Source organism: Homoserinimonas flava (assembly GCF_054969005.1).
Map to the genome: position 1 here is coordinate 949,833 of NZ_JBUEQS010000001.1, position 25,325 is coordinate 975,157.

At 67.0% G+C, this 25,325-nt stretch carries 24 protein-coding genes; 18 read left to right on the top strand and 6 right to left on the bottom strand.

Translation table 11 applies throughout. The annotated features are described in order from the left end of the window. Positions 1–62: 62 nt before the first annotated feature. Genes hemQ through hemL form a run of 6 tightly spaced genes read left to right on the top strand, consistent with a single transcriptional unit; the run spans position 63 to position 5,937 of the window. Complete coding sequence (gene hemQ / locus ACY48M_RS04505) at positions 63–761, top strand: hydrogen peroxide-dependent heme synthase (protein ID WP_462819031.1); 699 nt, start codon at positions 63–65, stop codon at positions 759–761. Between the two features lie 5 nt (positions 762–766). Then, positions 767–1,903 (top strand): ferrochelatase, encoded by a 1,137-nt coding sequence (locus ACY48M_RS04510; protein WP_462819258.1) that lies wholly within the window; start codon positions 767–769, stop codon positions 1,901–1,903. Beyond that, complete coding sequence (gene hemC, locus ACY48M_RS04515) at positions 1,900–2,838, top strand: hydroxymethylbilane synthase (RefSeq protein ID WP_462819032.1); 939 nt, start codon at positions 1,900–1,902, stop codon at positions 2,836–2,838. Before ACY48M_RS04510 ends, hemC begins: the two co-directional genes overlap by 4 nt. A 12-nt stretch (positions 2,839–2,850) precedes the next feature. Continuing rightward, complete coding sequence (locus ACY48M_RS04520) at positions 2,851–3,606, top strand: uroporphyrinogen-III synthase (RefSeq protein ID WP_462819033.1); 756 nt, start codon at positions 2,851–2,853, stop codon at positions 3,604–3,606. Further along, positions 3,603–4,580: a porphobilinogen synthase gene (gene hemB / locus ACY48M_RS04525; RefSeq protein WP_462819034.1), complete on the top strand. Its 978-nt coding sequence runs from the start codon at positions 3,603–3,605 to the stop codon at positions 4,578–4,580. The genes ACY48M_RS04520 and hemB overlap by 4 nt, the downstream gene beginning before the upstream one ends. A 46-nt stretch (positions 4,581–4,626) precedes the next feature. Further along, positions 4,627–5,937 (top strand): glutamate-1-semialdehyde 2,1-aminomutase, encoded by a 1,311-nt coding sequence (gene hemL / locus ACY48M_RS04530; RefSeq protein WP_462819035.1) that lies wholly within the window; start codon positions 4,627–4,629, stop codon positions 5,935–5,937. 16 nt (positions 5,938–5,953) lie between these two features. On the opposite strand, the gene ACY48M_RS04535 is transcribed toward hemL, so the two are convergent. Together ACY48M_RS04535 and ACY48M_RS04540 are read right to left on the bottom strand one after the other, a co-directional pair. Further along, the gene (locus tag ACY48M_RS04535; RefSeq protein ID WP_462819036.1) at positions 5,954–6,826 is read right to left on the bottom strand and encodes an endonuclease/exonuclease/phosphatase family protein; all 873 of its coding nucleotides are present in this window, start codon (positions 6,824–6,826) and stop codon (positions 5,954–5,956) included. A 2-nt stretch (positions 6,827–6,828) separates the two neighbouring features. Continuing rightward, positions 6,829–7,497 (bottom strand): LysR substrate-binding domain-containing protein, encoded by a 669-nt coding sequence (locus ACY48M_RS04540; protein WP_462819037.1) that lies wholly within the window; start codon positions 7,495–7,497, stop codon positions 6,829–6,831. A gap of 22 nt (positions 7,498–7,519) precedes the next feature. On the opposite strand from ACY48M_RS04540, the gene ACY48M_RS04545 reads away from it, so the two are divergent. From ACY48M_RS04545 to ACY48M_RS04555, 3 genes are all read left to right on the top strand, one after another. Further along, a complete protein-coding gene (locus ACY48M_RS04545; RefSeq protein ID WP_462819038.1) occupies positions 7,520–7,894 on the top strand; it encodes a DUF5997 family protein in 375 nt (124 codons plus the stop codon). Positions 7,895–7,913: 19 nt separating this feature from the next. Beyond that, entirely contained in the window at positions 7,914–8,696 is a 783-nt protein-coding gene (locus ACY48M_RS04550) for a glycosyltransferase family 2 protein (protein WP_462819039.1), read from the top strand. 128 nt (positions 8,697–8,824) lie between these two features. Further along, positions 8,825–9,097, top strand: a complete 273-nt coding sequence (locus ACY48M_RS04555; RefSeq protein WP_462819040.1) for a hypothetical protein — start codon at positions 8,825–8,827, stop codon at positions 9,095–9,097. Between the two features lie 7 nt (positions 9,098–9,104). Here the strand turns inward: ACY48M_RS04555 and ACY48M_RS04560 are convergent, their stop codons facing one another. Then, positions 9,105–9,974: a Cof-type HAD-IIB family hydrolase gene (locus tag ACY48M_RS04560; RefSeq protein WP_462819041.1), complete on the bottom strand. Its 870-nt coding sequence runs from the start codon at positions 9,972–9,974 to the stop codon at positions 9,105–9,107. 55 nt (positions 9,975–10,029) lie between these two features. Between ACY48M_RS04560 and ACY48M_RS04565 the strand changes: the two genes are divergently transcribed. Then, a complete protein-coding gene (locus tag ACY48M_RS04565) occupies positions 10,030–10,395 on the top strand; it encodes a hypothetical protein (RefSeq protein ID WP_462819042.1) in 366 nt (121 codons plus the stop codon). Between the two features lie 13 nt (positions 10,396–10,408). On the opposite strand, the gene ACY48M_RS04570 is transcribed toward ACY48M_RS04565, so the two are convergent. Beyond that, positions 10,409–11,983, bottom strand: coding sequence for a M28 family metallopeptidase (locus ACY48M_RS04570; RefSeq protein ID WP_462819043.1), 1,575 nt, complete (start codon positions 11,981–11,983; stop codon positions 10,409–10,411). 187 nt (positions 11,984–12,170) lie between these two features. Here ACY48M_RS04570 and ACY48M_RS04575 point away from each other — a divergent pair, with 187 nt between their 5' ends. From ACY48M_RS04575 to ACY48M_RS04610, 8 genes are all read left to right on the top strand, one after another. Next, a complete protein-coding gene (locus ACY48M_RS04575) occupies positions 12,171–12,815 on the top strand; it encodes a YitT family protein (RefSeq protein WP_462819044.1) in 645 nt (214 codons plus the stop codon). 3 nt (positions 12,816–12,818) lie between these two features. Next, the gene (locus ACY48M_RS04580) at positions 12,819–13,208 is read left to right on the top strand and encodes a sortase (RefSeq protein WP_462819045.1); all 390 of its coding nucleotides are present in this window, start codon (positions 12,819–12,821) and stop codon (positions 13,206–13,208) included. A 169-nt stretch (positions 13,209–13,377) separates the two neighbouring features. After that, on the top strand, positions 13,378–15,018 hold the full coding sequence (locus ACY48M_RS04585) for an ABC transporter substrate-binding protein (protein WP_462819046.1): 1,641 nt from the start codon (positions 13,378–13,380) through the stop codon (positions 15,016–15,018). Beyond that, positions 15,008–15,949 (top strand): ABC transporter permease, encoded by a 942-nt coding sequence (locus ACY48M_RS04590; RefSeq protein ID WP_462819047.1) that lies wholly within the window; start codon positions 15,008–15,010, stop codon positions 15,947–15,949. The genes ACY48M_RS04585 and ACY48M_RS04590 overlap by 11 nt, the downstream gene beginning before the upstream one ends. Then, positions 15,946–16,800, top strand: a complete 855-nt coding sequence (locus ACY48M_RS04595; protein WP_462819048.1) for an ABC transporter permease — start codon at positions 15,946–15,948, stop codon at positions 16,798–16,800. The genes ACY48M_RS04590 and ACY48M_RS04595 overlap by 4 nt, the downstream gene beginning before the upstream one ends. Continuing rightward, positions 16,797–18,545, top strand: coding sequence for a dipeptide ABC transporter ATP-binding protein (locus ACY48M_RS04600; RefSeq protein ID WP_462819049.1), 1,749 nt, complete (start codon positions 16,797–16,799; stop codon positions 18,543–18,545). Before ACY48M_RS04595 ends, ACY48M_RS04600 begins: the two co-directional genes overlap by 4 nt. After that, a complete protein-coding gene (locus ACY48M_RS04605; RefSeq protein WP_462819050.1) occupies positions 18,542–19,963 on the top strand; it encodes an NtaA/DmoA family FMN-dependent monooxygenase in 1,422 nt (473 codons plus the stop codon). The genes ACY48M_RS04600 and ACY48M_RS04605 overlap by 4 nt, the downstream gene beginning before the upstream one ends. A 114-nt stretch (positions 19,964–20,077) precedes the next feature. Further along, positions 20,078–21,721 carry a phosphatase PAP2 family protein gene (locus ACY48M_RS04610; RefSeq protein WP_462819051.1) on the top strand — a complete coding sequence of 548 codons (1,644 nt, stop codon included), beginning with the start codon at positions 20,078–20,080 and terminating at the stop codon, positions 21,719–21,721. On the opposite strand, the gene ACY48M_RS04615 is transcribed toward ACY48M_RS04610, so the two are convergent. Then, on the bottom strand, positions 21,663–24,338 hold the full coding sequence (locus tag ACY48M_RS04615) for a cation-translocating P-type ATPase (RefSeq protein ID WP_462819052.1): 2,676 nt from the start codon (positions 24,336–24,338) through the stop codon (positions 21,663–21,665). The genes ACY48M_RS04610 and ACY48M_RS04615 overlap by 59 nt on opposite strands. 87 nt (positions 24,339–24,425) lie before the next feature. Further along, positions 24,426–25,280 (bottom strand): NAD-dependent epimerase/dehydratase family protein, encoded by an 855-nt coding sequence (locus tag ACY48M_RS04620; RefSeq protein WP_462819053.1) that lies wholly within the window; start codon positions 25,278–25,280, stop codon positions 24,426–24,428. Positions 25,281–25,325 lie beyond the last annotated feature (45 nt).

A 25,325-nucleotide genomic window follows, 5' to 3' on the forward strand; every position in this document is an offset into this window, starting at 1 on the left:
GAACCAACCGCTCCGCCCCTGAAGGATTTCGATTCTCAGCGCGCTGAGGGGATGATTGGAGCATGACCTCGAGCCCCCAAGCCCCCATCGTTACCCCCGTCACAGGCGAGACCGAATACACGCTCTGGGCGGTCTTCCGCCGCAACCCCGCAGCGGGGGAGAGCACGGGCGACACTGCGGAGCTCGCAGCGGCGATCGAGCGGGTCGCGGCATCCGGTGTCACGGTGCGCGGCATCTACGACGTGTCGTCGATCCGTGCCGACTCTGACGTCATGCTGTGGCTGCACGGCGTCTCGCCTGAGGGCGTGCAGGCGGGTCTGCGCGAACTTCGGCGCACAAGCATCCTGCGCCCGCTGCTCCCAACCTGGAACACCCTCGGGGTGCACCGCGACGCCGAGTTCAGCGCCAACCACATCCCCGCATTCATGCGCGGCAAAGAGCCGGCCGACTGGCTCACCGTCTACCCGTTCGTGCGCAGCTATGAGTGGTACCTCATCGACCCCGATGAGCGCCGCGCCATGCTCGGCAACCACGGACGGCTCGGCGCACAGTTTCCCAACGTGCTCGCGAACACCGTCGCCTCATTCGCCCTCGGCGACTACGAGTGGATCCTCGCTCTTGAGGCCGACGACCTGCTCGAACTCGTCGACCTCATGCGACACCTGCGGGCCACGGATGCTCGCATGCACGTGCGCGAGGAGGTGCCGTTCTACACGGGTCGCCGCATCGAGCTGAGCGAACTCGCGGACGTGCTCGCGTGAGTGACGTGCGTGGAGCGAGCCCGGCCGCAGCATCCGGTGCACCGCACGTTACCGAACCTGTCACATACGACGCCATCCTGCTCGCCTCGTTCGGCGGGCCGGAGGGTCAGGACGATGTCATTCCGTTCTTGCGAAATGTCACCCGCGGACGCGGCATCCCCGACGAGCGGCTCGAAGAGGTGGCCCACCACTACCGTGCGTTCGGCGGCGTGAGCCCCATCAATGACCAGAATCGCGAACTCAAGGCGGCCATTGAGGCCGAGCTCGCACGGCGCGGGATCGACCTCCCCGTGTATTGGGGCAACCGCAACTGGGCGCCCTTCGTGACGGAGGCGCTGCAGGCGGCCCACGATGACGGCCACCGCACGATCATCGCGATCGGCACGAGCGCGTACAGCTCGTATTCGAGCTGCCGCCAGTACCGCGAAGACTTCGCGCGTGCCCTCGACGAGACGGGCCTCGAGGGCGTCGTCACGATCGACAAGGTGCGTCAGTTCTTCGACCACCCCGGCTTCGTCGAGCCGTTCATGGAGGGCGTGAATGGCGCGCTTGCCGCGCTCACAGAGCAGGGGTTCGCCGACCACGAGATCCAGGTGCTCTTTTCGACGCATTCGATCCCCTCGACGGATGCCGAACGAAGCGGGCCAGCCGAGCGCGGCTTCGGTGAGGGTGGCGCTTACGCCGCCCAGCACCTCGCGGTCGCCGAAGCCATCATGGCCGGCCGGCCGGTGGACTGGACGCTCGTGTACCAGTCGCGCAGCGGGCCGCCCACCCAGCCGTGGCTCGAGCCCGACATCAACGACGAGCTCGAGGCACTCGCCGCGAAGGGCACCCGTGCCGTCGTCATCGTGCCGCTCGGCTTCGTGAGCGACCACATGGAGGTCAAGTGGGACCTCGACACCGAGGCGATGGAAACCTCCGAAGAGCACGGCGTCACGGCGATTCGGGTGCCGACCCCTGGTGTGCACGCCGCATTCGTCTCCGGGCTCGTCGACCTTGTGCTCGAGCGTCGTGACGGTGTCGCCGTCGAGGATCGACCGGCCGTGACCTCCCTCGGCCCCTGGTACGACGTGTGCCGACCGGGATGCTGTGAGAACGTCCGCCTCGGCTTCAAACCTGCCCTTGCGGGGATCGCCCCATGAGCTCAGTGATCCGCATCGGCACCAGGGGGAGCGCGCTCGCCCTCGCCCAGACCGGCCAGATCGCAGAACGCATCACGACCGCATCCGGCCAGGAGGTCGAGATCGTTCGTGTCACGACCGAGGGCGACACCTCCCGCGCGTCACTCTCGAGCCTCGGCGGCACGGGGGTCTTCGCGAGTGCCCTGCGCGAGGCGTTGCTCGCCGAGGAGTGTGACCTCGTCGTGCACTCACTCAAAGACCTCCCGACGACGCCCGCCGACGGGCTGCGGATCGGCGCCGTGCCGAAGCGCGCCGACGCCCGCGACGCCGTTGTCGCCCGCGACGGCGCCCTGCTCTCAGCCCTGCCCGAGGGCGCGAGCGTCGGCACCGGTTCACCCAGACGCGTCGCGCAACTGCTCGCTCGCCGTCCCGATCTTGACGTCCGTGACATTCGCGGCAATATCGACACCCGGCTCGGCTTTGTCGAATCCGGCGAGCTCGATGCTGTCGTGCTCGCCGCCGCAGGGCTCGGCCGGCTCGGCCGCCTCGAAGCCGTGAGCGAGTTCTTCGAGCTGAGCGAGCATCCGTCGGCGCCCGGACAGGGTGCCCTCGCGATCGAAGCGCGAGCGGATGTCACGAAGGAACTCGCCCGCGTGCTCAGCGCGCTCGACCACGCGTCGAGCCGCCACACGACTGCGGCGGAGCGCGCCGTGCTCGCTCGCCTGGAGGCCGGATGCGCGGCCCCCGTCGGCGCCACCGCCCTTATCGACACCGACCTGCTGTTGCTCACGGCAACCGTGTACAGCCCGGACGGCACGCAGTCGCTCACGGCCTCGCACGGCCTCGTACTTGAGGGAACACCTGGCGATCGCGAGCGCCTCGCCGTCGAGCTTGGGGAGCGCGCTGCCGACGAACTGCTCGATCTCGGTGCCGCCGAGTTCGCGCCGCTCAGCTGAGACTGGGCGACCATGACGGGGCTTCCGCTCGCAGGCCGGCGCGTGCTCGTGCCGCGGGGGGGCGAGTTCGGCGAGCGACTCGCGACGCGGCTTCGCTCGCTTGGTGCGGAGCCCATCGTTGCGCCCCTCATCGAGTTCATGCCTCCTGACGACACTGCAGCGCTCACCGCCGCGCTGCAGCGGCTGCGGGATGGCGCGTACGACTGGCTCGCTGTCACCAGCGCGACGACGGTCGATGCACTCGGAGGCGTGGCAGGTGACGCGCTCGCGCACGTCCCGGCGTCGACGCGCGTCGCGGCAGTGGGACCAGCGACGGCGGCGGCGCTGCAGGCCCGCGGCGTGAGCGTCGAGTTTGTGCCCGCGGGCGATCACTCCGCTGCTGGACTGCTCGCAGAGTGGCCTGAGGGCGGCACAACCGTATTGCTCCCGCAATCCGAGATTGCCGCAGCGACGCTCGTCGAAGGCCTGATCGACCGCGGCCTCACGGTCGATATCGTCACGGCCTACCGCACACGAGGGGTCGCTATCGATGAGCGAGTTCGCGACAGCATCTGGGCGGGCGCGGTCGATGCGATACTGCTCACCTCTGGAAGCACGGCGCGGCAGCTCAAGGCGCAGTGTGCGCCGATCCCCACCACGACGGCGATCGTCTGCATCGGCGCGTCGACCGCCGACGCCGCGGCATCCGCCGGCCTGCAGGTTGGCGCCATCGCCGAGCGCAGTGACGGGGAGTCACTCATCGACGCGCTCGTAGACTTGATCGCATGACCTCCGGCCCCGGCATCCGCCCCCGTCGACTCCGCACCAGCCCGGCCATGCGCCGCCTCGTGGCCGAGACCCGATTCCACCCGGCGCAGCTTGTGCTGCCCGTCTTCGTGCGCGAGGGCGCGAGGACGCCGACCCCGATCGGCTCGATGCCAGGGGTGTTCCAGCACTCACTCGAGAGTCTCAAGGGAGTCATCGCTGACGCCGCGGCTGCTGGGCTCGGCGGCGTCATGCTCTTCGGCGTGCCTGAGACGAAGGATGCACTCGGGAGCGGCGCGACGGATGATGACGGCATCCTCAACCAGGCGACGCGCGTCGCCGTGGGGGAGGCTGGCGACGCCCTCGTCGTGCAAACCGACCTCTGCCTCGACGAGTTCACGGATCACGGCCACTGCGGCGTGCTCGACGACCACGGTGCGGTCGACAACGACGCGACCCTCGAACGCTACCGCGACATGGCCCTCGCACAGGCACGAAACGGCTCACAGCTGCTCGGGCTCAGCGGCATGATGGATGGCCAGGTCGCCGCCGTGCGCGACGCCCTCGATGGCGAAGGATTCACCGACACTGCGATTTTGGCCTACAGCGCCAAGTACGCCTCCGCGTTCTACGGGCCATTCCGCGAGGCCGTCGACTCCAGCCTCCAGGGTGACCGCAAGACCTACCAGCAAGACCCGGCGAACCGTCGCGAGGGGCTCCGCGAAGCCATGCTCGACCTCGCCGAGGGTGCCGACATTGTCATGGTGAAGCCCGCCATGAGCTACCTCGATGTGCTCGCGGATGTCGCGGCCGTGAGCGATGTGCCCGTGTGGGCGTATCAGGTCTCGGGGGAGTACGCCATGATCGAGGCCGCCGCGGCGAACGGCTGGATCGACCGTGACCGCGCGATCCAGGAGTCCGTGCTCAGCATCTTCCGCGCCGGAGCCGATGTCACGCTCACCTATTGGGCGCTCGAACTCGCTCGCGGCGCACGCTGACCGCCCTCCGCTCGCGCACCACCGACCTCAACGAACAGGACCGCGAATGCCCTCGAACCTCGAATCCTTTGATCGCGCGAAGTCCCTCATCCCCGGCGGGGTGAACTCTCCCGTCCGCGCGTTCGGTTCGGTCGGGGGCACTCCGCGGTTCCTCGTCTCAGCAACGGGCGCCTATGTGACGGATGTCGAGGGCCGCGAATATGTGGACCTCGTGGCGTCATGGGGCCCTGCGCTGCTCGGCCACGCGCATCCGGAGACCGTCGATGCCGTGCAGCAGGCGGCCGCGCGCGGACTCTCGTTCGGTGCCTCAACGCCGGGGGAGACGGAGCTGGCGGAGCTCGTCATTGCTCGGCTCGCACCAGCGGTCGAGAAGTTGCGGCTCGTCTCGACCGGCACTGAGGCCACCATGACCGCGATCAGGCTCGCACGCGGCGCGACCGGCCGCGATCTGCTGGTGAAGTTCGCCGGCCACTACCACGGGCATTCCGACGGACTGCTTGCGGAGGGTGGCTCCGGCATTGCGACGCTCGCGCTGCCCGGCTCTGCCGGCGTGCCAGCGGCAATCGCCGCGCAGACGCTCGTCGTGCCCTACAACGACCTCGGCGCGATCCGCGCGGTCTTCGCCGAGCACGGACACAACATTGCCGCGGTCATCACCGAGGCGGCCGCGGCGAACATGGGCGTTGTCGCGCCAGAGCCCGGATTCAATGCAGAGCTCATCCGCATCGCCCACGAGCACGGCGCGCTCGTCATCCTCGACGAGGTGCTCACGGGGTTCCGCGTGAGTGACGCCGGCTGGTGGGGCCTCGACGGCAGGCAAGGAGATCATTCCTACACGCCCGACCTGTTCACCTTTGGCAAAGTCATCGGCGGTGGCATGCCGATCGCGGCGATCGGCGGCCCAGCGGCGATCATGGACCACCTCGCCCCCGTCGGCCCCGTCTATCAGGCGGGCACCCTGAGCGGCAATCCGCTCGCGGTCGCCGCCGGCATCGCCACCATGCGCGGTGCGGATGCCACGGTCTACAAGACCCTCGACCGCGCGGCCGACACCATCGCGGCCGCCGTATCGAGTGCGCTCAGCACCGAGGGCGTCGTGCACTCGGTGCAGCGGGCGGGCAACCTTTTCTCCTTCGCCTTCACGGAGTCATCGCCCCGAAACTATGCCGAGGTGAAAGCACAGGAGGCGTTCCGCTACGCGCCCTTCTTCCACTCCATGCTCGACTCCGGCATTTCGCTGCCGCCATCGGTGTTCGAAGCGTGGTTCGTCACCGCCGCACACGACGACGCCGTGCTCGAGCGGATCATCGACGCGCTGCCCGCCGCGGCGCGCGCCGCAGCATCCGCCACCGCGTAGTGCACCTGACGCGGGTTCAGCGAGCGGCAGCGTTGTCGGGTTCAGCGAACTGCACGATCGCCTGCACAGGCTCGTGATCTGAGGGCGCACGCCCGTCGAACCGTGCCGCGTTGATGGCGGCGACAGGCACCTTCACATCGCCCGTCGCGAGGAGCCAGTCGATGCGATGGCCGCCGGCACTTGGCGCTTTGAACCCCGAAAACGTGCCGCCGTTGCGACCGCGTCGCTCGTCGGCGACCAGCCAGGTGTCGCGAAGCCCGGCACTCAGGAGCACGCGATATGGCGGAGTGCCCGGGGCCGTGTTGAAGTCGCCCATGACAATCGTCGGTCGCTCGGACGCCATCACGAGTTGTGTCAGCATCTCGGCCGAGCGGGTGCGGGAGCGCTTCGACAGGTGATCGAAGTGGGTGTTGATCACGGTGAACGAGTCGCCAGTCTCGCGGTCCATGAGGTCGGCAACCACCGCAATGCGCGGCACCATGTTGCCCCAGCCTCGCGAGCCAGGCCGCGACGGTGATGGGGAGAGGGCGAGCTGTGACCAGCGCTCGAGCCGAACGCGGGCCGGGTCGTAGAAGAGCGGGCATCCCTCTCCACGACCGTCGGCGTTGCGGCCGTGGCCGACCCGGTGATACTCCGGCAGCATGGCGCTGATCGCAGTAGCCTGCGACGCCATCGCCTCCTGCACCCCGAGAACGCTCGGCGATTCGGCCCGGAGCAGGCGGCTGACGAGGTCTCGCCGCCCCGGCCAGAAATCCGGGCTCCCGTGACGCACGCCGCGGATGATGCGGCGCACGTTATACGACATGACGTGCAGCCCCGGCGCGGCGGTCGACCCGATGAGCCCCCTCGGCGGTGTGGCCGGGGAATCTGGCGTGGTGCCGAGCGTCATCGCTAGCGACGGCCTCGGCGTCCGGCGCTGCGTGACCCGGTCGAGGCACCGTGGGCGCCGCCGCGACCGGCGGCCGGGCCACCACGTCGTCCGCGCTCGGGGCCGTTCGCCCCCGTGTGCGGGGCTCCGCGCGAGCTCGATGCGGTGCGACCACGCACGATGCCGACGAAGAACTCGACGGGCTCTGTCGTGGATTCGCTCGGCCAGGCGATCGCGATTTCGGTCTCTGCGGCATCCGAAATCGGCACGGCTGTGACGTCTTTGCGGGCGTGGAGCCGCGCGATGGAATGCGGCATGCGTGCGGCACCGGCACCGGCACCGGTCGTGACGATCTCAATCGCGTCGGCCGGAGCCTCTGTGCGCAGCGTCTCACCCTCGAGGTCTGCGAGGGTCACCGATTCGAAGAGGGCAATCGGGTGCTCTTGTGCGACCACGACCACGGGCACCTCGGCATAGAGACGGATGGCCTCAAGCCCGTCGCGGTCGATCGGCAGCCGCACGAAACACGCATCGACCACCCCGTCCGTGAGCGCCGATCGCGCCTCACCCTCCGTCAGCGGCACAACCATGATGGGGGTTTTCGGCCGACGGTCTTTCCACGCCTTGACCCACTTGGTGACGGTGACCCCTGGCACGATGCCGACGCGGAATGGTTCGGTGGGGGAGGTCATGCCTTCAGGTTACGCTGGATGCATGACCGAGCAGACCATGAAACCAGCCACCGCGGCGCAGAAGCTCGGCGTCTACCTCCCTGCGACCCCCGAAGCGTTCCAGTCGACGCCGGTGACGCGAACGCAGCTCAACGAGATGCTCGAGACCCCGCCGGAGTGGCTGGTCGAACTCCGCAGCACCGGTCCGCACCCCCGTTCGGTCGTCGCAGGAAAGCTCGGGGTGTCGAATGCCGGCCTTGCACGCGGGGGCATCGAAGACCCGCTCACGGCCGCCGAAATCGCCGCGCTGCTGCAGTCCCCGCCGGAGTGGCTCGTCCGTGAACGCGCAACTCAGGCCGCCGTGCGCGAGGAAAAGGAGCGGCTGCGCGAGCAGGCGCGCGCCGCGAAGCCTTCCTGACGATGGCGACAGCCCGACAATGACAACAGCGCCACGCATCAGCGTCATCATCCCGTCGCTCAACGACGCGGGCTTTCTCACGAACTGCCTTGCCGCACTCCAGGCGCAAACCCGAGCGGCCGACGAGATCATCGTTGTCGACAACGGCAGCACGGATGCCACGGCACAGGTCGCTCGCGACGCCGGCGCCACCGTGGTGCACGAGGCGGTGCGGGGGCCGCTCAGCGCTACCGCAGCAGGCTTTGATGCCGCGACGGGCAGCATCCTGGCTCGGCTCGATGCCGATTCTGTTCCGGCCCCGGACTGGCTCGAGCGGGTGGAGGCATCCCTCGCGGCAGCAGGCACGCCGGCTGCCGTCACGGGGTTTGGCGAGTTCTACGGTGCGTCAGCCCCCGTGCGCTGGTTCGGCCGACACGTCTACCTCGCCGCCTACTTTCGCCTCATGGAGTTGCTGCTCGGGCATCCGCCGCTGTTTTGCTCGAATCTCGCGATGCACGCCGACGTGTGGTTGGGCATCCGCGAGCGCATGGATCGCAGCGTTCGCACGCTGCACGATGACATGGCGATGAGCATCCAGCTCGAACCCGACGTGCTCGTCGTGGTCGATCGTGGCCTCACGGTGGGAATCTCTGCCAGGCCACTGTCGTCGCCGGCGGCGATGGCCCGTCGGGTCTGGTGGGGCTGCGTCACGGTCGTGCATGGGTACCGCGGCGAGCCGCTACATCGACGGCGCGCACGGTGGCGTGCGGCCGAACGAGTGGCCCGTCGACCGTTGCGTCGTCCCATCCTCGACGCGGGCTGAACCGCGCCGCTGCACGCTGTCAGGGGCGCTGCAAGCTGTGAGGCCGCCGGATGCCGGGTGCCACGGGGAGTGGTTTCGTGGAGTGCAACGGCGCAACAGTGTCGTCTGACGCACGCGAGGGAGCCAGCATGAGCGCACGACACGATGACGACCGCATCGAAAGTGACAGCACCGAAGTCGACGGCAACTCGACCGACAGCCCCCGCAGTGAACGGGAGACCGAAGAGCTGCAGCGGTCTCCGCTGGGCGAGAGCACGGCGGTGGGTAATGACGATGGCGCCGTCGATGAGAGCAAGGTGAACGTGCTTCCCGGCACGGGCGGCCAAGATGACGAGGGCGATGTTGACGTCGATCGCGATGAGATCGACATCCCCAGGATGTCCGGAGCTCGCGAAGACTGACCGGAGGCTACGACTCGAGCGACCCCACGCACTGTCGCAAGAACTTCGCACCGGCCTCATCGTGGATCACATCGCCCATCTCAATGATCGGGTAGGGCCGATCGAGCACGCCGTCTGAGGGGCGCACGTCGACGTGCGCGGTGTCATATCCCGCCGCGTGGGTGTGATCGGCCATGCGGTAGTCGCTGCGCGAGTCTCCAACCGAGCGCCACGCCGGCGGCAGTGGGCCCCTCGCGCTGAAGAATGCGAGGGCCCGCTCTGCCGCATGGTCTTTGTCGAGCCGCACTGACTCGATGTCGGTCGAGATGATGGTGCTGTCGATGCGATAGGGCACGGCACCGTCGGCGTCGCTCGTGCTGCGATCGCCGTAGCGAACCCCCAGGCCGAGGCCGGTGAGCGCATGGTAGGCGGCCAACTCGAACTCCGTCTGCCGCGGCCGGTAGGTGTCTGCTTCGACGTCGGTTCGCTGCTCGACCGAGATCATGGCGCGCTTTGTCTCGTCGAAGAACATCGCGTCGGCGTAGTGCTCGGTGATGCCGCGCACCGCATCGACAGCTGACTGTGCAAACGCGAGTGCGGCATCCGTCTCACTCTCCGACGTTGTCTCGGCGCCGATCTCGAACCACACCGCGCCCTTCTCACAGACGGCGAACATCACGGCATCGGGGTCGAGACCGGCCGCATGGATGGGGGCGACGACCTGCTCCCGCACGAACACATCGGAGCGGCCAGTGATGAAGGCGACCGGGATGCCCGCGTTTGCCAGCGTCACAAGGTCCGTCACGATCTGCGGAATGGCGATCGTGCGGGTCACCGGGCTCGCGATGGGCCCGTCAACATCGAGGAGCAGTCCGAACGGCGGGGGAGTGATGGGCATCGGGCTATTCTCGCATCGGCACCGCCCCAGCAGCACTGCCGGTAACCTTGGCTCGATGATTACGCGACACGAGGCTGCACTCCGGCTCGACATTCCGCTCGAGATGGCCCGGCGCCATGCCCTCCCCACCCGGATGACCGAGGAGGAGTTCGCCAGGTTCGAGTCAGACCCGCCGGCGTGGCTCGTGCAGTCTCGCAGCAACCGACCGTCAGGGGGGCGACCCGTTTGGGTGCAGCTGCGCTGTGACGTGTGCGGATTTGAGGAGTCGGCGCGACCCAAAAAGTGGTGGCCGGCGTTCTCGTACCTCTCGTGTGCCGAGCATTCACCTCTCGATCTACCAACGCCGGGCGACGGTCTCGCTCGCAGCGAGATCGACGGCATCGGCTCGCGCTTCGTCGGCATCGTGGACGGGCGCCCGTAGGTCATCGACCTGCCTAGGATCGGTCATTCTGACCGTCGTGGTCGTGGCCGCGATGGTTGCCCTTGCCCTTGTCGTGTCCCTTGCCGTTGCCCCAGCCCTTGCCATTGCCCGGTGTCTTCTTGACATCGGCGTAGGTGGCCGTGGAGTGTGCGATCGCGTCGGCAAACTGATCGAGGCCCTCCTCATTGATGTTCTCGCGCGTGTCACACGCGCTGTGATAGCAGGCGTCGTACGCCTCCCCGGCGGTCCCTCCAAAGAGGGCTGCCTCCTCTTCGGTCTTGATGCCCTCGGCACCGGAGAACAGCCCACCCGCGGGGATCCCGGCGTCGATGAACGCCTTGTAGTCCGAGCGACCACTGAACTCGGTCGGCGCAGACGCGAGCCCCTGCGACGCAAACCAGTCGGTGAAGAGGGCTTCAATCTCGGCTGAACCGTCTGGCCCGGCCGTGCCGAAAGCATCCCCGTCACCGTCGTAGACGAAGCGCACGAAGTTGGTCGAGCCGACCATATCGAAGTTGAGGTTCGCGGCATGCTGCTCGATCTCGGCGTCAGTCAACTGCGACACATAGTGGGTCGAGCCGAGAAGCCCGTCCTCCTCGCCGCCCCAGAAGGCGAACCGCACGGTGTTCTTTGGCTTGCCCTTTGATTGGGCGAGCTGAATCGCGGTCTCGAGGATTGCGGCGATACCGCTCGCATTGTCGTTGATGCCGGGACCTTCGCCCACGCTGTCGAGGTGTCCGCCGACGACCACCGTCTTGTCGGGGTTGCCGTGCTTGGTGTCGGCGATCACATTGAAGGTCTCAACCGTGCGCACGGATGCTTCGACCTGCAGCCGCACGACAACCTCACCGTCGACGGCCGCGAGCGCGAGTGCCTCGCCGACCGCGAAACTCGTGCCGACCGCTGGTGCCGCCGACTGCGGCGCCGCAAGGGTGCCGGCGAACACCGGGAGGTTCTCCTCAGTGTTGCCCTGGTTGAAGATGATGACGCCGCTCGCACCGGCTGCAACGGCATTCGCCGCCTTCTGGCCAAAAGCACAGGCGCCGCGCTGCATGAGGGCGATGCTTCCGGCGGTGAAGTCAGCGAAGTCCTCGACCTCACACCCGCTTGTGGAGGCACGATCGCCGTCGAGCGCGAGATCGACCGGATCGATCGCCGCAGTGGCGTCCCCAGCGCCCGAGTACTCCATGACGTCGTAATCGCTCTGGTCGACGTAGGTGGTGGGGTTTGGGCTGACCTGCTCGAATGCCGAAGTCCCCTCCACGAACTGGTCGTAGCTGAAGGGCTGACGCACGGGGTCGTACCCCGCGTTGCGCAGCTCTTCTTCGACGTATTCGGCTGCCGCGGTGTATCCGGCGGTGCCGGACTGGCGGTTGCCGCCATTGGCATCCGCGATCGATTGGAAGGCGTCGAGATGCTCAAGGACACGATCGACTGTGACCGCTTCGACAAGACTCTTGTTCTTGCCGTTGCTGTGGCCGCCGCCTTTGCCCCCGGCCGGGAGCGCCCCGGCGGTGAGTCCGACACTCGCGATGAGCCCGACACCGGTCACGATTGCGACCCGGCGCAGCGTTGTGGTTGTTCTCATTCGAATCCCCTTTGATCCACTCGTGACGCCACTCGTCATGCCACACGAAATGCCGTTCGTGATGATCGACGCTAGCCGGGACATCCGTTGCCTGGGCGGTATGTGAGAGCACTCTCATGCGCCCGTCACCTCGGCCGCGTTGCTAGGCTCGCGAGGTGCGCTCAATCATCACTCTGCTCTTCGTCGCATGAGCGCGCCGGATGATGCATCGCCTGGAGCGATGGAAGGAGCGGCCCTCACGGTGCGACCGCACCGCCCGACCGAAGACGGCATCGCCCTCGTCGTTGGTGCAGTGCTTCTCTCGTTTGGCGTCGTGTTGTTGCAGGCCGTCGGCGCCGTCACTGGTGGCCTTGCCGGTGCATCGTTTCTCATCAGCTATGCGAGCGGCTGGCCGTTCGGGCTCGCCTTCTTCGTTGTGAACATCCCGTTCTATGTGCTCTCACTCGTGCGCATGGGGTGGGCGTTCACGGTGAAGACGATCATCGTGGTCGTGCTCGTGTCGGTGTTCACCGAGCTGCACGCCGTGTTCTTCTCGATCGAGCGCATCGAGCCGCTGTACGCGTGCGTGCTCGCGGGTGTGCTCATGGGCATGGGCATGCTCATCTTGTTCCGGCATCGCGCGAGTGCGGGCGGGCTCGGCATCCTCGTCGTGTACCTGCACCAGCGTTTCGGCTGGAGTGCCGGGCTCGTGCAGCTCGCGTTCGACGCAGCGATCGTGCTCGCCGCGCTGCTGGTTGCCGACGTCGCGATTGTGCTCGCCTCCGTCGTCGGCGTCGTCGTGCTCAATCTCATCCTCGCGATGAACCACCGACCCGGCCGTTACCTGGGCTGAGCCATGGACCTCGTGCAGACGCTCTCTCTCCTCGCGGAGGTGCTCACCTATCTCGGCCTCATCGGCGGTGGCATCATGCTTGCGTTCGGTCTCGCGCTGCAAGCCTGGTCTCGACGCTGGATCGCTGCCGATGGGCTCATTGTGCACACCCCAGACGGCGCGGTAGCGCGCTGGTATGACCGGGCCGGCGAAATCCGGGAGGCTGAGCTGCACCCCGATGACGCCGGTTGGCCAGCGGGGGACGTGCCGCTGTGGTTCCACGCGCGTCGACTCAACAGATTTCGCCTGGACTCTCCCGAGCACGACGGCAAGGGTCTTCGCATCCTTGGGCTCACCCTCTGCAGCGTCGGCCTCGCCGCCGCCATCGCCGGAATCGTGCTGATGTTCCTCTAGCCGAGGCAGATCCTCCGCTCGATCGCCACCCCTTCGTCGAATATTTCTCCGCGTATCGCCGCGTTACGAACGTGGTCGTCCGCTCGTGCATGCCTCCGTGATGCCGCCTTAGGCTCCGATGCATCCCCGCCGGGGGTCTTCGCTCGCCGCATCACGAGAGGCACATCCCATGTCCCGAATTTCGTCACCACGTTCCATCGTCGCCCTCAGTGTGGTGGGCATGCTGGTGATGACCGGATGCTCAAACAGCGTTGTCGCGCAACCCGACGCCGACGCACAGCGCGTCGATGGTGGCACAATCATCTACGGCCACCAGCAGGAGCCGGCGTGCGTATATGGGGGCTGGATCGAGCAGGCCTACCTCTCATATCAGGTGCTCGACAACCTCGTGTCGCTCGACGAAAACCATGAGATCGTGTCGTGGCTCGCTGAAACGTGGGAGGTCTCCGATGATCAACTCTCGTGGACCTTCACCCTGAAGGAGGGGGTGTCATTTACGGACGGCTCTCCGGTCGATGCCGAAGCGATCGTCTACAACTTCGAGTACTGGAGTGCGGGTGGCAACGGCACCGCAGCGGTCTGGCTCGACGGGTACTACGATTCGGCGGTCGCCCTTGACGATCTCACCGTGCAGGTTTCGCTCGCGAAGCCGTACCCTCTCTTTGCCCAGAATCTCACGCAGGCGTATTTCGGCATCCAGTCGCAGGTCGCGCTTGAGACCCGCACTGACGAGGAGAACTGCGCGAGCCCGATCGGCTCAGGGGCGTTCACGGTCGGCGAGTGGAACCGGGGCGAGAACATTCTCTTGCACCGCAACGACGACTACACATCGCCGCCGGCGAACGCACAGCACGATGGCCCCGCCTATGTCGAGACGGTCGACTGGAAGTTCATCGGCGACGCCACCACACGGGTTTCGGCGCTTCGCGCAGGCGAGACCGACGCGATCTACGACGTGCCTGCCATCGAGTGGGCCGGGCTCGACGAGAGCGAGTACGAGCTCCACAAGTACATCACCCCCGGTCGACCGCAGCAGATCACGTTCAACACGGCGAAGGGCGTCTTTGTCGATGAGGACCTGCGCAAGGCTTTCGTCTACAGCCTCGACCGCGAGACGATCGTCGAGACGATCGGCAAGGGGGTCATCCCGTACGAGGGGAATGGTGCTGTGAGCCAGGCGACCCCCGGCTACAGCCAGGAGGCTGCCGACACCTACGAGTATGACCTCGACCGCGCCAATGAACTCCTCGACGACGCCGGGTGGACTGAGCGCAACGAGGAGGGGTACCGCGTGAAGGACGGTGCGGTGCTCGAGGTCCGGTTCCCGTATGCCGCTGGGCGCACGATCAACGCCGACGGCGCCGCCATCCTGCAGGGGGTGCAGGAGCAGGCGAAAGACGCTGGATTCAAGGTCGACCTCATCCCGATTCCGGCGAGCGCGGCAGCATCCGGCGAATACTCGGGGGTCGATGGCTATGACATCTCGGTGGGCTACTGGACCTCGGTCAATGCCGGCATCCAGTACATCAACTGGCGACAGGATCTGCCGGATTCCCCGAACCTGTGGAACCAGGCGTTCTACAACGACCCCGAGCTCGAGTCGCTCATCGTGGAGGCGAACTCCGCGGTCGACCTCGATGAGCAGAATGCGCTCTATGGGGAGGCGCAGGAGTACATCGCTGACCGTGCGCTCTCCGTCGGCATCTATGCGCGGCTCAGCACTCTCGCTGTGAACCCGAGCCTGAAGGGCGTCTGGCAGGAGCACTCGCAGGGAGGGCCGGTCTTCCATGACGCGTATTTTGTCGAATAGACGGCTACTCGTTGACAAGATCGTTGGCGCTGCGGTCGTGCTCTTCGGGGCTGCGACTGTCACGTTCCTCGCGCAGATCGCGCTCCCGGGCGACCGTGCCACCGCGATCCTCAATGTGCGCACCGGCAATACGCAGCTGAGAACCGAAGAGGAGCTTGCGCCCATCAATGCGGAGTACGGCCTGGAGAATCCGATCGTGGTGCAATACCTCGACTACATCGCTGGGCTTGTGCGAGGCGACCTCGGCACCTCCTACCAGCAGCACCGGCCGGTGCTCGCGATCATCGCGGAACAGCTCGGGGCGACCCTCACCCTGACCGTCGCCGCGATCGCGATCGCCTGGCTGCTCATGGTGGTCTGGGTGACGCTCACGGCCGGGCGATCACCACGCGTGAGCGCCCTTGGTTCGGCTGTCGACACGATCACGGCGGGGCTGCCGCCCTACTGGCTGGGCATCATCCTGCTGCTCGTGTTCGCGCTCGGTGCTGGCTGGTTTCCCGTGATCGGGGGGACGGGGCTCAACGGTCTCGTGCTCCCGGCACTCACCCTCGCGATTCCGCTCGCCGGGTTCATGGGGCAGGCCACCCGCACCGAGTTCGAACGTTCACTCGCGCAGCCGTTCGTCGTATCGGCGCGGATGCGCGGCATGGGTGACCTCGCAATCCGCGTACGTCACGTGTTGCGCCATGCCGTGCTGCCAGCGGTGACGCTCTCGGGATGGGCGATCGGCGCAACGATCTCTGGTGCCGTCATCGTGGAGACCGTCTTCACCCGTCCAGGGATCGGCCGGGTGCTCATCACTGCGGTCGACTCACAAGACCTCCCGGTGGTCACCGGCGTGGTGGTCATCGTGGCGGCGCTCTATGTCGTCGCGAACCTCCTCGTCGACGCCGCCTACATCGTCATCGACCCGAGGTTGAAGCGCGCATGAGTGTCATCGATACACCAACGACAGCTGTCACGACGCGGACCCGTCGCACCGCGCCCGTCGGGCTCATCGCGGCGGTCACGACGCTCACGGTGTTCGCGATCGCCGCGATCGCCCCCGGCCTGCTCGCCACCCACGACCCGCTTGCGATGGACTATGCCAGCTCGCTCCAGTCCCCGTCGCTCTCGCACTGGTTCGGCACCGACGAATCGGGGCGTGACCTCTATAGCCGCGTCGTGTACGGCACGAGAGAGTCTCTGGCGATCGGCCTGGGTGCTGCGGGGGTGAGCCTTGTGCTCGCGGTGATTCTCGGCGCACTCGCGAGCCTTGGTGGTCGGTTCGTCGCCGGCACCGTAAACCGGGTTATCGAGGTGCTCTTCGCGTTCCCCACGCTGCTGCTCGCCCTGCTGCTCGTCTCCATCCTCGGCGCGTCTGCGACGACCCTCATCCTCGCGGTCGGGGTCGGCAGCGCGCCGGGCTACGCCCGCATGGTGCGCGGTCAGATCCTTGCGGCAAAAGGTTCCGGTTATGTCGAGGCGGCCCTCGCGCTCGGCCACTCGCGTGGCGTCATCCTCAAACAGCACATCCTGCCCAATGCGTTCCGCCCACTCGTCGCCCTCTTCACGATGCTCATAGGGCAGTCAATCGTGTGGGCATCTGGGATGGCGTTCATCGGGCTCGGCGTCGCACCGCCGTCATCGGAGTGGGGCGCCCTGCTCGACGCCGGTCGCAGCTATGTGACGCAGGCGGGGTGGCTCATCGTTATTCCCGGCCTCGTCATCGTGTCGCTTGCTCTGGCGGCGACCACCCTCGGCAAGATCCTGCAACTCAGACTCGAGAAAGGTTCGGCATGACACTCCTCGAACTCGATGCCCCCGGCATCCGCATCCAACGGCCGACACCGGCGGTGCGACTATCGGTCGACTCGCTCAGCGTCGGCTTCCGCGGCCAACACGGCGTCACGCCGGTGGTGCGCGATGTGTCGTTCGACCTCCTGGAGGGCCAGTGCGTCGCCATCGTGGGAGAGTCAGGGTCTGGCAAGAGCGTCACCGCACGCACCCTTGTCGGGCTCACCGGCGCCAATGCGGTGGTGGATGCTGCGGGCCTCCGCCTCGGCAACGATGACCTCAGCACGGTGACACCCAGACAGTGGCGGGCAATCCGTGGCCGCCGCATCGGCTTCGTGCTGCAGGATGCGCTCGTCTCCCTCGACCCGCTCCGGCCCGTCGGCAAGGAGATCGAAGAGTCGCTCGCGCTGCACGGATGGGGTGACCGCACCTCCCGCCGGCGCAAAGTGATCGACCTGCTGCGCAGTGTGGGGGTCCCGTCGCCGGAGAATCGCGCGCGGCAGCGCCCGGACGAACTCTCGGGCGGTCTGCGGCAGCGGGCCCTCATCGCCTCGGCGATCGCGCTCGACCCCGAAATTGTGATCGCGGACGAGCCGACGACGGCGCTCGATGTGACGGTGCAGGCACAGGTACTGACGCTGCTTGAGCAGATGAAGGAGCGCGGGGTTTCGATCGTGCTTATCAGCCACGACCTCTCGGTCGTTGCGCAGCTCGCCGACCACATCCTCGTCATGAGCGGGGGAGTCGTCGTCGAGCAGGGCCGTGCCGAGCAGATTCTCACCGCCCCGCAGCATCCGTATACGAAGCGGCTCATCAGTGCGGTGCCGGGGGCCGACACGAGAGGACAGCGGCTCGCGCCGGAGCCCGCCGTGCGGCCAACCACGGCGGCGCCAGCGACGCCGACCACCACAGAGGGGCCGGTGCTCGAAGCGCGCAACCTTGTGAAGCGGTTCGCGACACCAGACGGTTCTGCCACGGTTGCGGTCGACAACGTATCGTTCACCCTCCAACGCGGGGAGACGCTCGGCATTGTCGGCGAGTCAGGCTCAGGCAAGAGCACCACCGCTCGCATCGCGGCCGCGCTAGAAACCGCAGATGCTGGCGACGTTTCGCTCCTCGGACACGACTGGCTGCGGCTGCCCGAATCGAAGCGACGCCGACTCCGCAACACCGTCTCAGTCGTCTACCAAGACCCCCTGAGCTCGTTCGACCCACGCTGGAACACCGAGCGCATCCTCCTCGACGCCGTCCCAGCCTCGCAGTACCGCACGTCCGCCCTCCGACGCGCCCGGGTGCAGGAGCTCGTCGCGCAGGTCGGGTTGCCATCGACCGTGCTTCAGCGCTTTCCTCTCCACCTGTCGGGCGGGCAACGCCAGCGCATCGCGATCGCGAGAGCCCTCGCATCGTCACCACAGATCATCGTGCTCGACGAAGCAGTGTCGGCCCTCGACGTGTCGATCCAGGCACAAATCCTCGATCTGCTCGTCGACCTGCAACGCGAACACGGGCTGAGCTACCTCTTCATCTCGCACGACCTTGGCGTCATCAGCCACATGAGCGACCGCGTGCTCGTCATGAAAGACGGCCGGGTGGTCGAGCACGGCCCGGCCGAGTCAGTGTTCTCGCACCCTCAGCATCCGTACACGCAGCAGCTGCTCAGCTCACTACCCACCATCGGCGCCCTTCCCACCGGCGCGCTCCCCACCATCAACGACGTCACGAACGATCTCACGAACGAAGGAATCGCATGAGCACCTCACGCCGCCCCCTCCACTTCAACGCGTTCGTCATGAACACGAACTCGCATATCCAGCACGGACAGTGGCGCAGGCCCGACGCCGGTCAGACCGAGTTCAACGACGTGAACACGTGGATCGAACTCGCGCGCATCCTCGAGGCAGCCAAGTTCGACGCCATGTTCTTCGCCGACGTCTCCGGCGTGTACGGCGATTCGGATGCCGACTTCGAGACGTATGTGCGCCACGGTCTCCAAATCCCCAGCAACGACCCCACCGTGCTGCTCGGCGCCCTCGCCGTCTCCACGACGAACATCGGGCTCGCCCTCACGTCGAACGTGATGCAGAATCATCCGTTCAACTTCGCCCGGCAGGTGTCGACGCTCGACCACATCTCGAAAGGGCGCGTGGCCTGGAACATCGTGACGGGCACGCAGGACAACGGCGCCCGCAACTATGGGCTGCCGCGACTCACCGACCACGCCGAACGCTACCGCTGGGCCGAAGAGTATGTGGACGTCACCTACAAGCTGTGGGAGGGCTCGTGGGATGAGGGTGCCCTGCTGAAAGACAAAGAGGCGGGGGTGTATGCCGACGCGTCGAAGGTGCACAAGATCTATCACGAGGGGCCGCGCTACCGGGTGGAGGGCCCGCACCTGCCGTCGCCGTCGCCGCAGCGTACCCCGCTGCTGTTCCAGGCCGGCTCCTCGGGTGCGGGGGCTGACTTCGCGGCGCGCAATGCCGAAGCCGTATTCATCATCGCGGCGAACCCAGGCATTGCGGCAAAGCAGATCGCGGCGACACGCGCGCTTGCGAAGCAGTACGGTCGACGCCCCGAAGACATCAAGTTCTTTCCCGGCCTCAGCTTCATCATCGGCGACACCGAGGAGGAGGCCCAGGCAAAGGCCGCCGAATATGACAAGCACGTGAGCATCGAAGGGTTTCTCGCACACTCGGCGTTCGTCGACAAAACGGGCCGGGTCTACGACGAGAACACGCTGCTCAAAGATCTCGACACCAACACCGCGAAAGGGTTCATCGACTGGGCACCCCTCGCGTTCCCCGACCACGAACCCACCCTCGGTGACCTCGTGCGACTGCGGGCAAACGTGAACCGCGTTGTTGGCACACCCGAGCAGATCGCCGACCACCTCGAAGAGTGGCAGGATGCGGGGGTCGACGGCATCAATGTCATCAACTGGGTGCTGCCCGGCTCCTTCGTCGAGTTCGCCGAGAAGGTGCTGCCGGTGCTTCGGGAGCGCGGCCTCGCGCAGAGCGACTACGCACCTGGCACGCTCCGCGAGAAGCTCTTCGGCAGCGCGCACCTCAACGAGCGGCATCCGGCGGCAGCGTACCGCGGCGCCTTCGCCGACGGGCCAACAACGTGGGAGGAGGCGGATGCGCTGCGCTTGAACGCAGCGACGCCAGCCTAGGGAGGTGGCCAGCGCGACTGGTGCTGCGCCATTCACTCGACGCCAACGCTTCGCGCGCTACCGAGCGGCGATTGCCCCCTGACCATTCGGCGGCCGTCGTCATACGCTGCACGCATGCGCCCTTTTCGAACACCGCTCACGGCGCTGCGCCGGTTCACGATCCTGCCGCGTTGGGTGCGTCGGCTCGACTCTCGCGTTTCTCGCAAGGTCAACGGCCACCGTCATCTGCCGAGCCTGGACCGCGGTTTCGCGCGGCTCTCCCGCAGCGCAGACCGCAGCGTGCTGTGGATCGCAATCGCATTCGTGCTGTACGTCGTCGGCGGTTCGGGTCGCCGTGGCGCTGTCCGCGGTGTGGCGTCGCTCATTGTCGGGAGCGCGCTCGCGAATCTTGTCGGCAAGAAGATCTTCGGCGGCGACCGCCCCCTCCTCAAGGATGTGCCGGTCCCGCGGCGCCTCAAGCGCTTTCCGACTTCCGCATCGTTCCCGTCCGGCCATTCCGCCTCCGCCGCCGCGTTCGTCACGGGGGTCGCGCTCGAGTCCGGCCGGACGGGCGCCGCCCTCGCCCCGCTCGGCGCGGCGGTGGCCTATTCGCGCCTCCACACGGGCGCGCACTGGTTCTCCGATGTGATCGGCGGCGCGGCACTCGGGTCTGCGGTCGCCGTCGTCGGGCGGACGCTCGTGCCCGCCCGCCCCCGCGAGGAGCCCGAGCATTCGGCTCCGGCCGTTGAACTGCCCGCCCTCAGCGATGGCGCGGGCGCGTTTATCCTCGTCAATCCCTCGTCTGGCATTGACCCGCGCCGCCCCGACCCGGTCGAGCTGCTCTCCGAGGAGTTGCCGGGTGCCCATCTGCACATCCTCAGCAAGGGGGACGACATCGCCGAGCTCGTGGGTGAGGCTCTGGCATCGCCGACACCACCACGGGTGATTGGCGTCTGCGGCGGCGACGGATCCGTGTCCGCGACCGCCGATGTCGCACGGCGCGTCGGCCTGCCACTGCTCGTCCTCCCCGGCGGCACGTTCAATCACTTCGCGCGCACCGCCGGCATCCCGACGATCGAGCACGGCATCGAGGCGCTGCGTGCCGGTGCCGGACGGCGAGTGGATGTTGCCGAGCTCGCCATCGACGACGAGGATGCGATCACCGTGCTGAACGTGGCATCCGTCGGCGTCTACCCGGCGTTCGTTGCGGAGCGGGAGACGATGGAGAAGCGCCTCGGCAAGCCCATTGCCGCCGTAATCGCTGGCGTGCGCGTGCTCGCACGGGCTGAGACGATCGAGGTGACGATCGACGGACGGCAGGCGAGGGTGTGGTCGGTCGCGGTCGCAGCGGGGGAGAACTCCTCGGCCTCAATGGTGCCGCTGCAGCGTCGCCGCCTCGACGATGGCGTGCTCGACGTGCGGGTGTTGCACGCGTTCGGCCGGATGTCGCGGCTTCGCGGGCTCGTCGCGCTGGTCTTCGGCCAGCGAGCATCCGCCCTGCTCGACAGGCTGCCCTGGCGTGTGAAGTTCGAGACCATCGAGTCATTCACGAGCGACAGTGTGCACTTCGAGATGCGCCCAAGCGACGGTGACACACCACGCTTCGGCCATGACGGCGAAGTGTCGGAGGCCGAACCGCCACGGCCAGACGGCAGCACGGTGTCGGTGAAGGTTGTCCCGGGAGGGCTCCACATCTACAGTCGCGGGCCGATCACTGCCCTCACGGTGTGTCGTTGCGGTGCGCGAACCGACGGACGGCCTTCTCTGCCTCCACGATGACGAGCACGGTCGAGCCAACCCCAACGCAGATGAGCCATTCGACGGGACTGATCGGCGTGAGGCCGAGCACTGCGGCGCTGGGCGGCCACGTCATGGCACCCCAGTGCACTGCAACTGCGCCCAATGCGGTGAACAGCAGAAGCTTGTTGCTCAGGAGCCGAAGCTGGAACACCGACTTGTATTCCGCGCGTGAGCTAAACACCTGAAAGAAGTTCGACATCACGAACAGTGTGAGCGCGAAGCTTCTCGCATGATCGAGGTCATAGTCGAGCCGCAGTGCCACGACGAAGCCGAGCAACACCCACAGTGCCATCCAAAGCCCGGTGATGCCTGCCCGGAACCACAGGGTGCGCGAGAGCAGCCCCTCGGTGCGGTCTCGTGGCGGTCGTTCGAGTTCGTCGCCCTCACCGGGCTCGAACGCGAGCGCGATGTCTTGCACACCGCTGGTGACTACGTTCACCCAGAGCAGTTGCACCGGCAAGAACAGCAGCGGGGTGCCGGCGAACACGCTGAGCGCGACGGCGACGAGGGCCGCGGCACCGGTCGAAAGGAGATAGTAGGTGGTCTTGCGGATGGCCGAGAACGTCACCCGCCCCTCCCTGACAGCACTCACGATGGTGACGAAGTTGTCGTCCGTGAGCACCAGATCGGAGGCTTCACGGGCAACATCGGTGCCGGAGCGCCCCATTGCGACACCGATCGATGCGGCCTTCAGCGCCGGCGCATCGTTGACCCCGTCTCCCGTGACGGCGACGACGTGCCCCGCCCGCATGAGGCACTCCACGATGCGGAGCTTGTCGTGCGGTGACACGCGCGCGGCGACACTCGTCTGCCGCAGACGCGCGGTCAGAAGATCGTCGTCGAGTTTGCCCATCTCGACACCTGTCAGGGCGGCCTTGCTGGTGTCGAGCCCAAGCCTCTCGGCGATGGCCATCGCCGTCACCGGATGATCACCCGTGATCATCATGACCTTGAGCCCAGCGCGGCGGCACGCGGCGATCGACTCGGCAACGCCCTCACGAGGTGGGTCGGTGAGCCCCTCCAGCCCGACAAAGGTGAGTCCGGATGGTGGCGGAAGCGTGCCCTCGAGGGTCTCGTCGGGCGCGAGCTCGCGGCATCCGGTCGCGATAACCCTGAGGCCTTCTCTGCCCAGATGCTCATTCGCCGCGTGTACGAGGTCGCGGTCGAGTGGCACGTCACCGTGGGGGCCGGCCATGATGATGGATGCTTCGAGCAGTGTTTCGGGCGAACCTTTCACCGAGAGGATGCGTCGCCCCTGCGCGTCGAGATGCACCGTCTGTGAGCAGCGCAGCGCTGGCTCGTAGGGCTGGTGGGCGAGCGGTTCGGCAGACCGCTCCTGCTCGGTGATGGCACCGCACAGCACCGCGACCCGCGCCATCGCGGCGTCGACCGCGTCGCCCGAATACTCGTTCTCTAACTCTGCCGAGGGCGTGGCCTCGTTTGTAAGCGCCCCCACGCGTAGCACCCATTCGGCGAGCTCGCCGTGGTCTCGTTCGTGTGCGCCACGCCCGGTGAGGTCGGTCTCGCCCGCGACCGTCCAAAGCCGTTCGACGGTGAGCCGGTTTTGCGTGAGCGTTCCGGTCTTGTCTGAGCCGATCACATCCGTCGACCCGAGGGTCTCGACGGCCGGGAGCGTGCGGATGATCGCATTGCGCTTCGCCATCCTCGACACCCCAAGACTCATCGCGACCGTGAGCACGATGGGGAGCGACTCCGGGACGGTGGCGACCGCGAGCCCGACCGCCGTGCGGAACATCGTGGACAGGTCGTTGCCGAGCACGAGACCCGCGATGAAAACGAACACGACGGCGGCGAGCACGATGAGGCCAATGCGTCGCTCGAGGGCGTGCGTGAGCGTCTGCAGCGGCGTGACCGTGGCCGGCCCTTGCACAAGGGCATTGATCTTGCCGAGGGCCGTACGCGGGCCCGTCTCGACCACAACACCCCGGCCGCGACCGCTCGAAACGAAGGTGCCCGCAAACGCGATGTTCGTCGCCTCGCTGTCTGGTGTTCCGGCCGGCAGCACGCCGCTGTGTTTCGTAACTGTGAACGACTCGCCAGTCAGCATCGACTCATCGACCTGCAGCGCGTTCGCCACCACCAGGCGCAGATCGGCTGGCACCCGTTCGCCGCTCTCGAGCAGCACCAGGTCGCCCTGCACCAGGTCACGCGTATCGCGCACCTCATCTCGACCATCGCGAAGCACGCGGCAGTGCGGAGTGGTGAGGGTCTGCAGTGCCCGCACGTCTCGCTCCGCCTTGCGCTCCTGCACAAACCCGAGGGAGGCGTTGATGACGAGCACCAGCACGATCGCGACCGAATCCACCCAGTGCTGCTGGAGCAGTGTGATGAGGGCCGCAACCGAAAGGATGCCGATCAGCGGGCTGGCAAACTGGCGCGCGAGCACCTTCCACCACGGGTTCGCCTCGCTGAACGCGAGTTCATTGGGGCCCTGCACCTCGACACGCGCCCTCGCGTCGGCATCTGTCAGGCCGTCAGGCCCCGATTCGGTGCGCTCGAAGGTGTCTGCTTCGTCGAGCAGGTGCCAACCGACAGCATCCGATGGTAGTTCGTCCCCTGCGCGTGCAGTCTCCATACTCGTCAACGCTATCGTCACCGCCTGCTGGGCCGGCTCGATGCTCAGGTCGCGCTCGAGCGAGAGCAGGCCAGAGCCGCGCCGCTGTCAGCCTGCCACTTCGTCGACCCAGGAGTGCGCGGGCCTAAACCCGAGCATCCGCCGCGCCTTCTCGATCGAGAACAGTGACGCGCGTCCCTCCACGGGCGTCTTGCGCTCCAGGTCTGCGAGCGCACCGGTGATGAGTTCCTCGCTCGACCGGCGCATCACGGTGTCGGCGGCAGCGATGATGAATGCCTCGAACCCTTTGAGGTCGCTCTCGATGGCGAGGCGCACTGCCTCGGCGCCGTCGCGCGCGTCGATGTAGCTCCAGAGGTTCCAGGCTCGCTGCGAGGGGTCATCCTGCCACGAGTCAAACGTCGCGTACTCCTCGGGCAGCATGACGTTTGAGAAGCGAAGCCCGATGAGCGAGAGTTCGGGGTCCCAGCGGGTGAAGTGCGCCGCGAGCTCCTCCTCGGCGGCTTTGCCGAGCGAATACGAGGTCTCCGGGCGCACCCGGTACTCCTCATCAACCGGCAGGTACGGGGGAGGGGTCTCGAACGGGAGCCCGAGCACCGTCTCGCTCGATGCCCACACGATCTTCTTGATGCCGACGACGCGCGCCGCCTCAAATACGTTGTGGGTCGAGACGACGTTGTTCGCGAACAGGTGCGCGTTGGTGGTGAGCCCAGGCGCCGGGATCGCGCCGAGATGCACCACGGCGTCGGGCCGACTCCAGCGGTCGTGCACGCCGGTCAGGGCGGCGATGACCTGGCCGAAGTCGGTGAGATCCACGATCGTGCTCGGCACCCCGAGATCGGCAGGCACGCGATCGATCGCGGCGACCTCATGCCCACTCGCATGGAGATGGGAGACGACGACGCGCCCAAGTTTTCCGGCGGCACCGGTGACGACGATTCTCATGCGAGCAACGCTATCCCGCCGGATGCCGCACATCCCTGTGAAGAT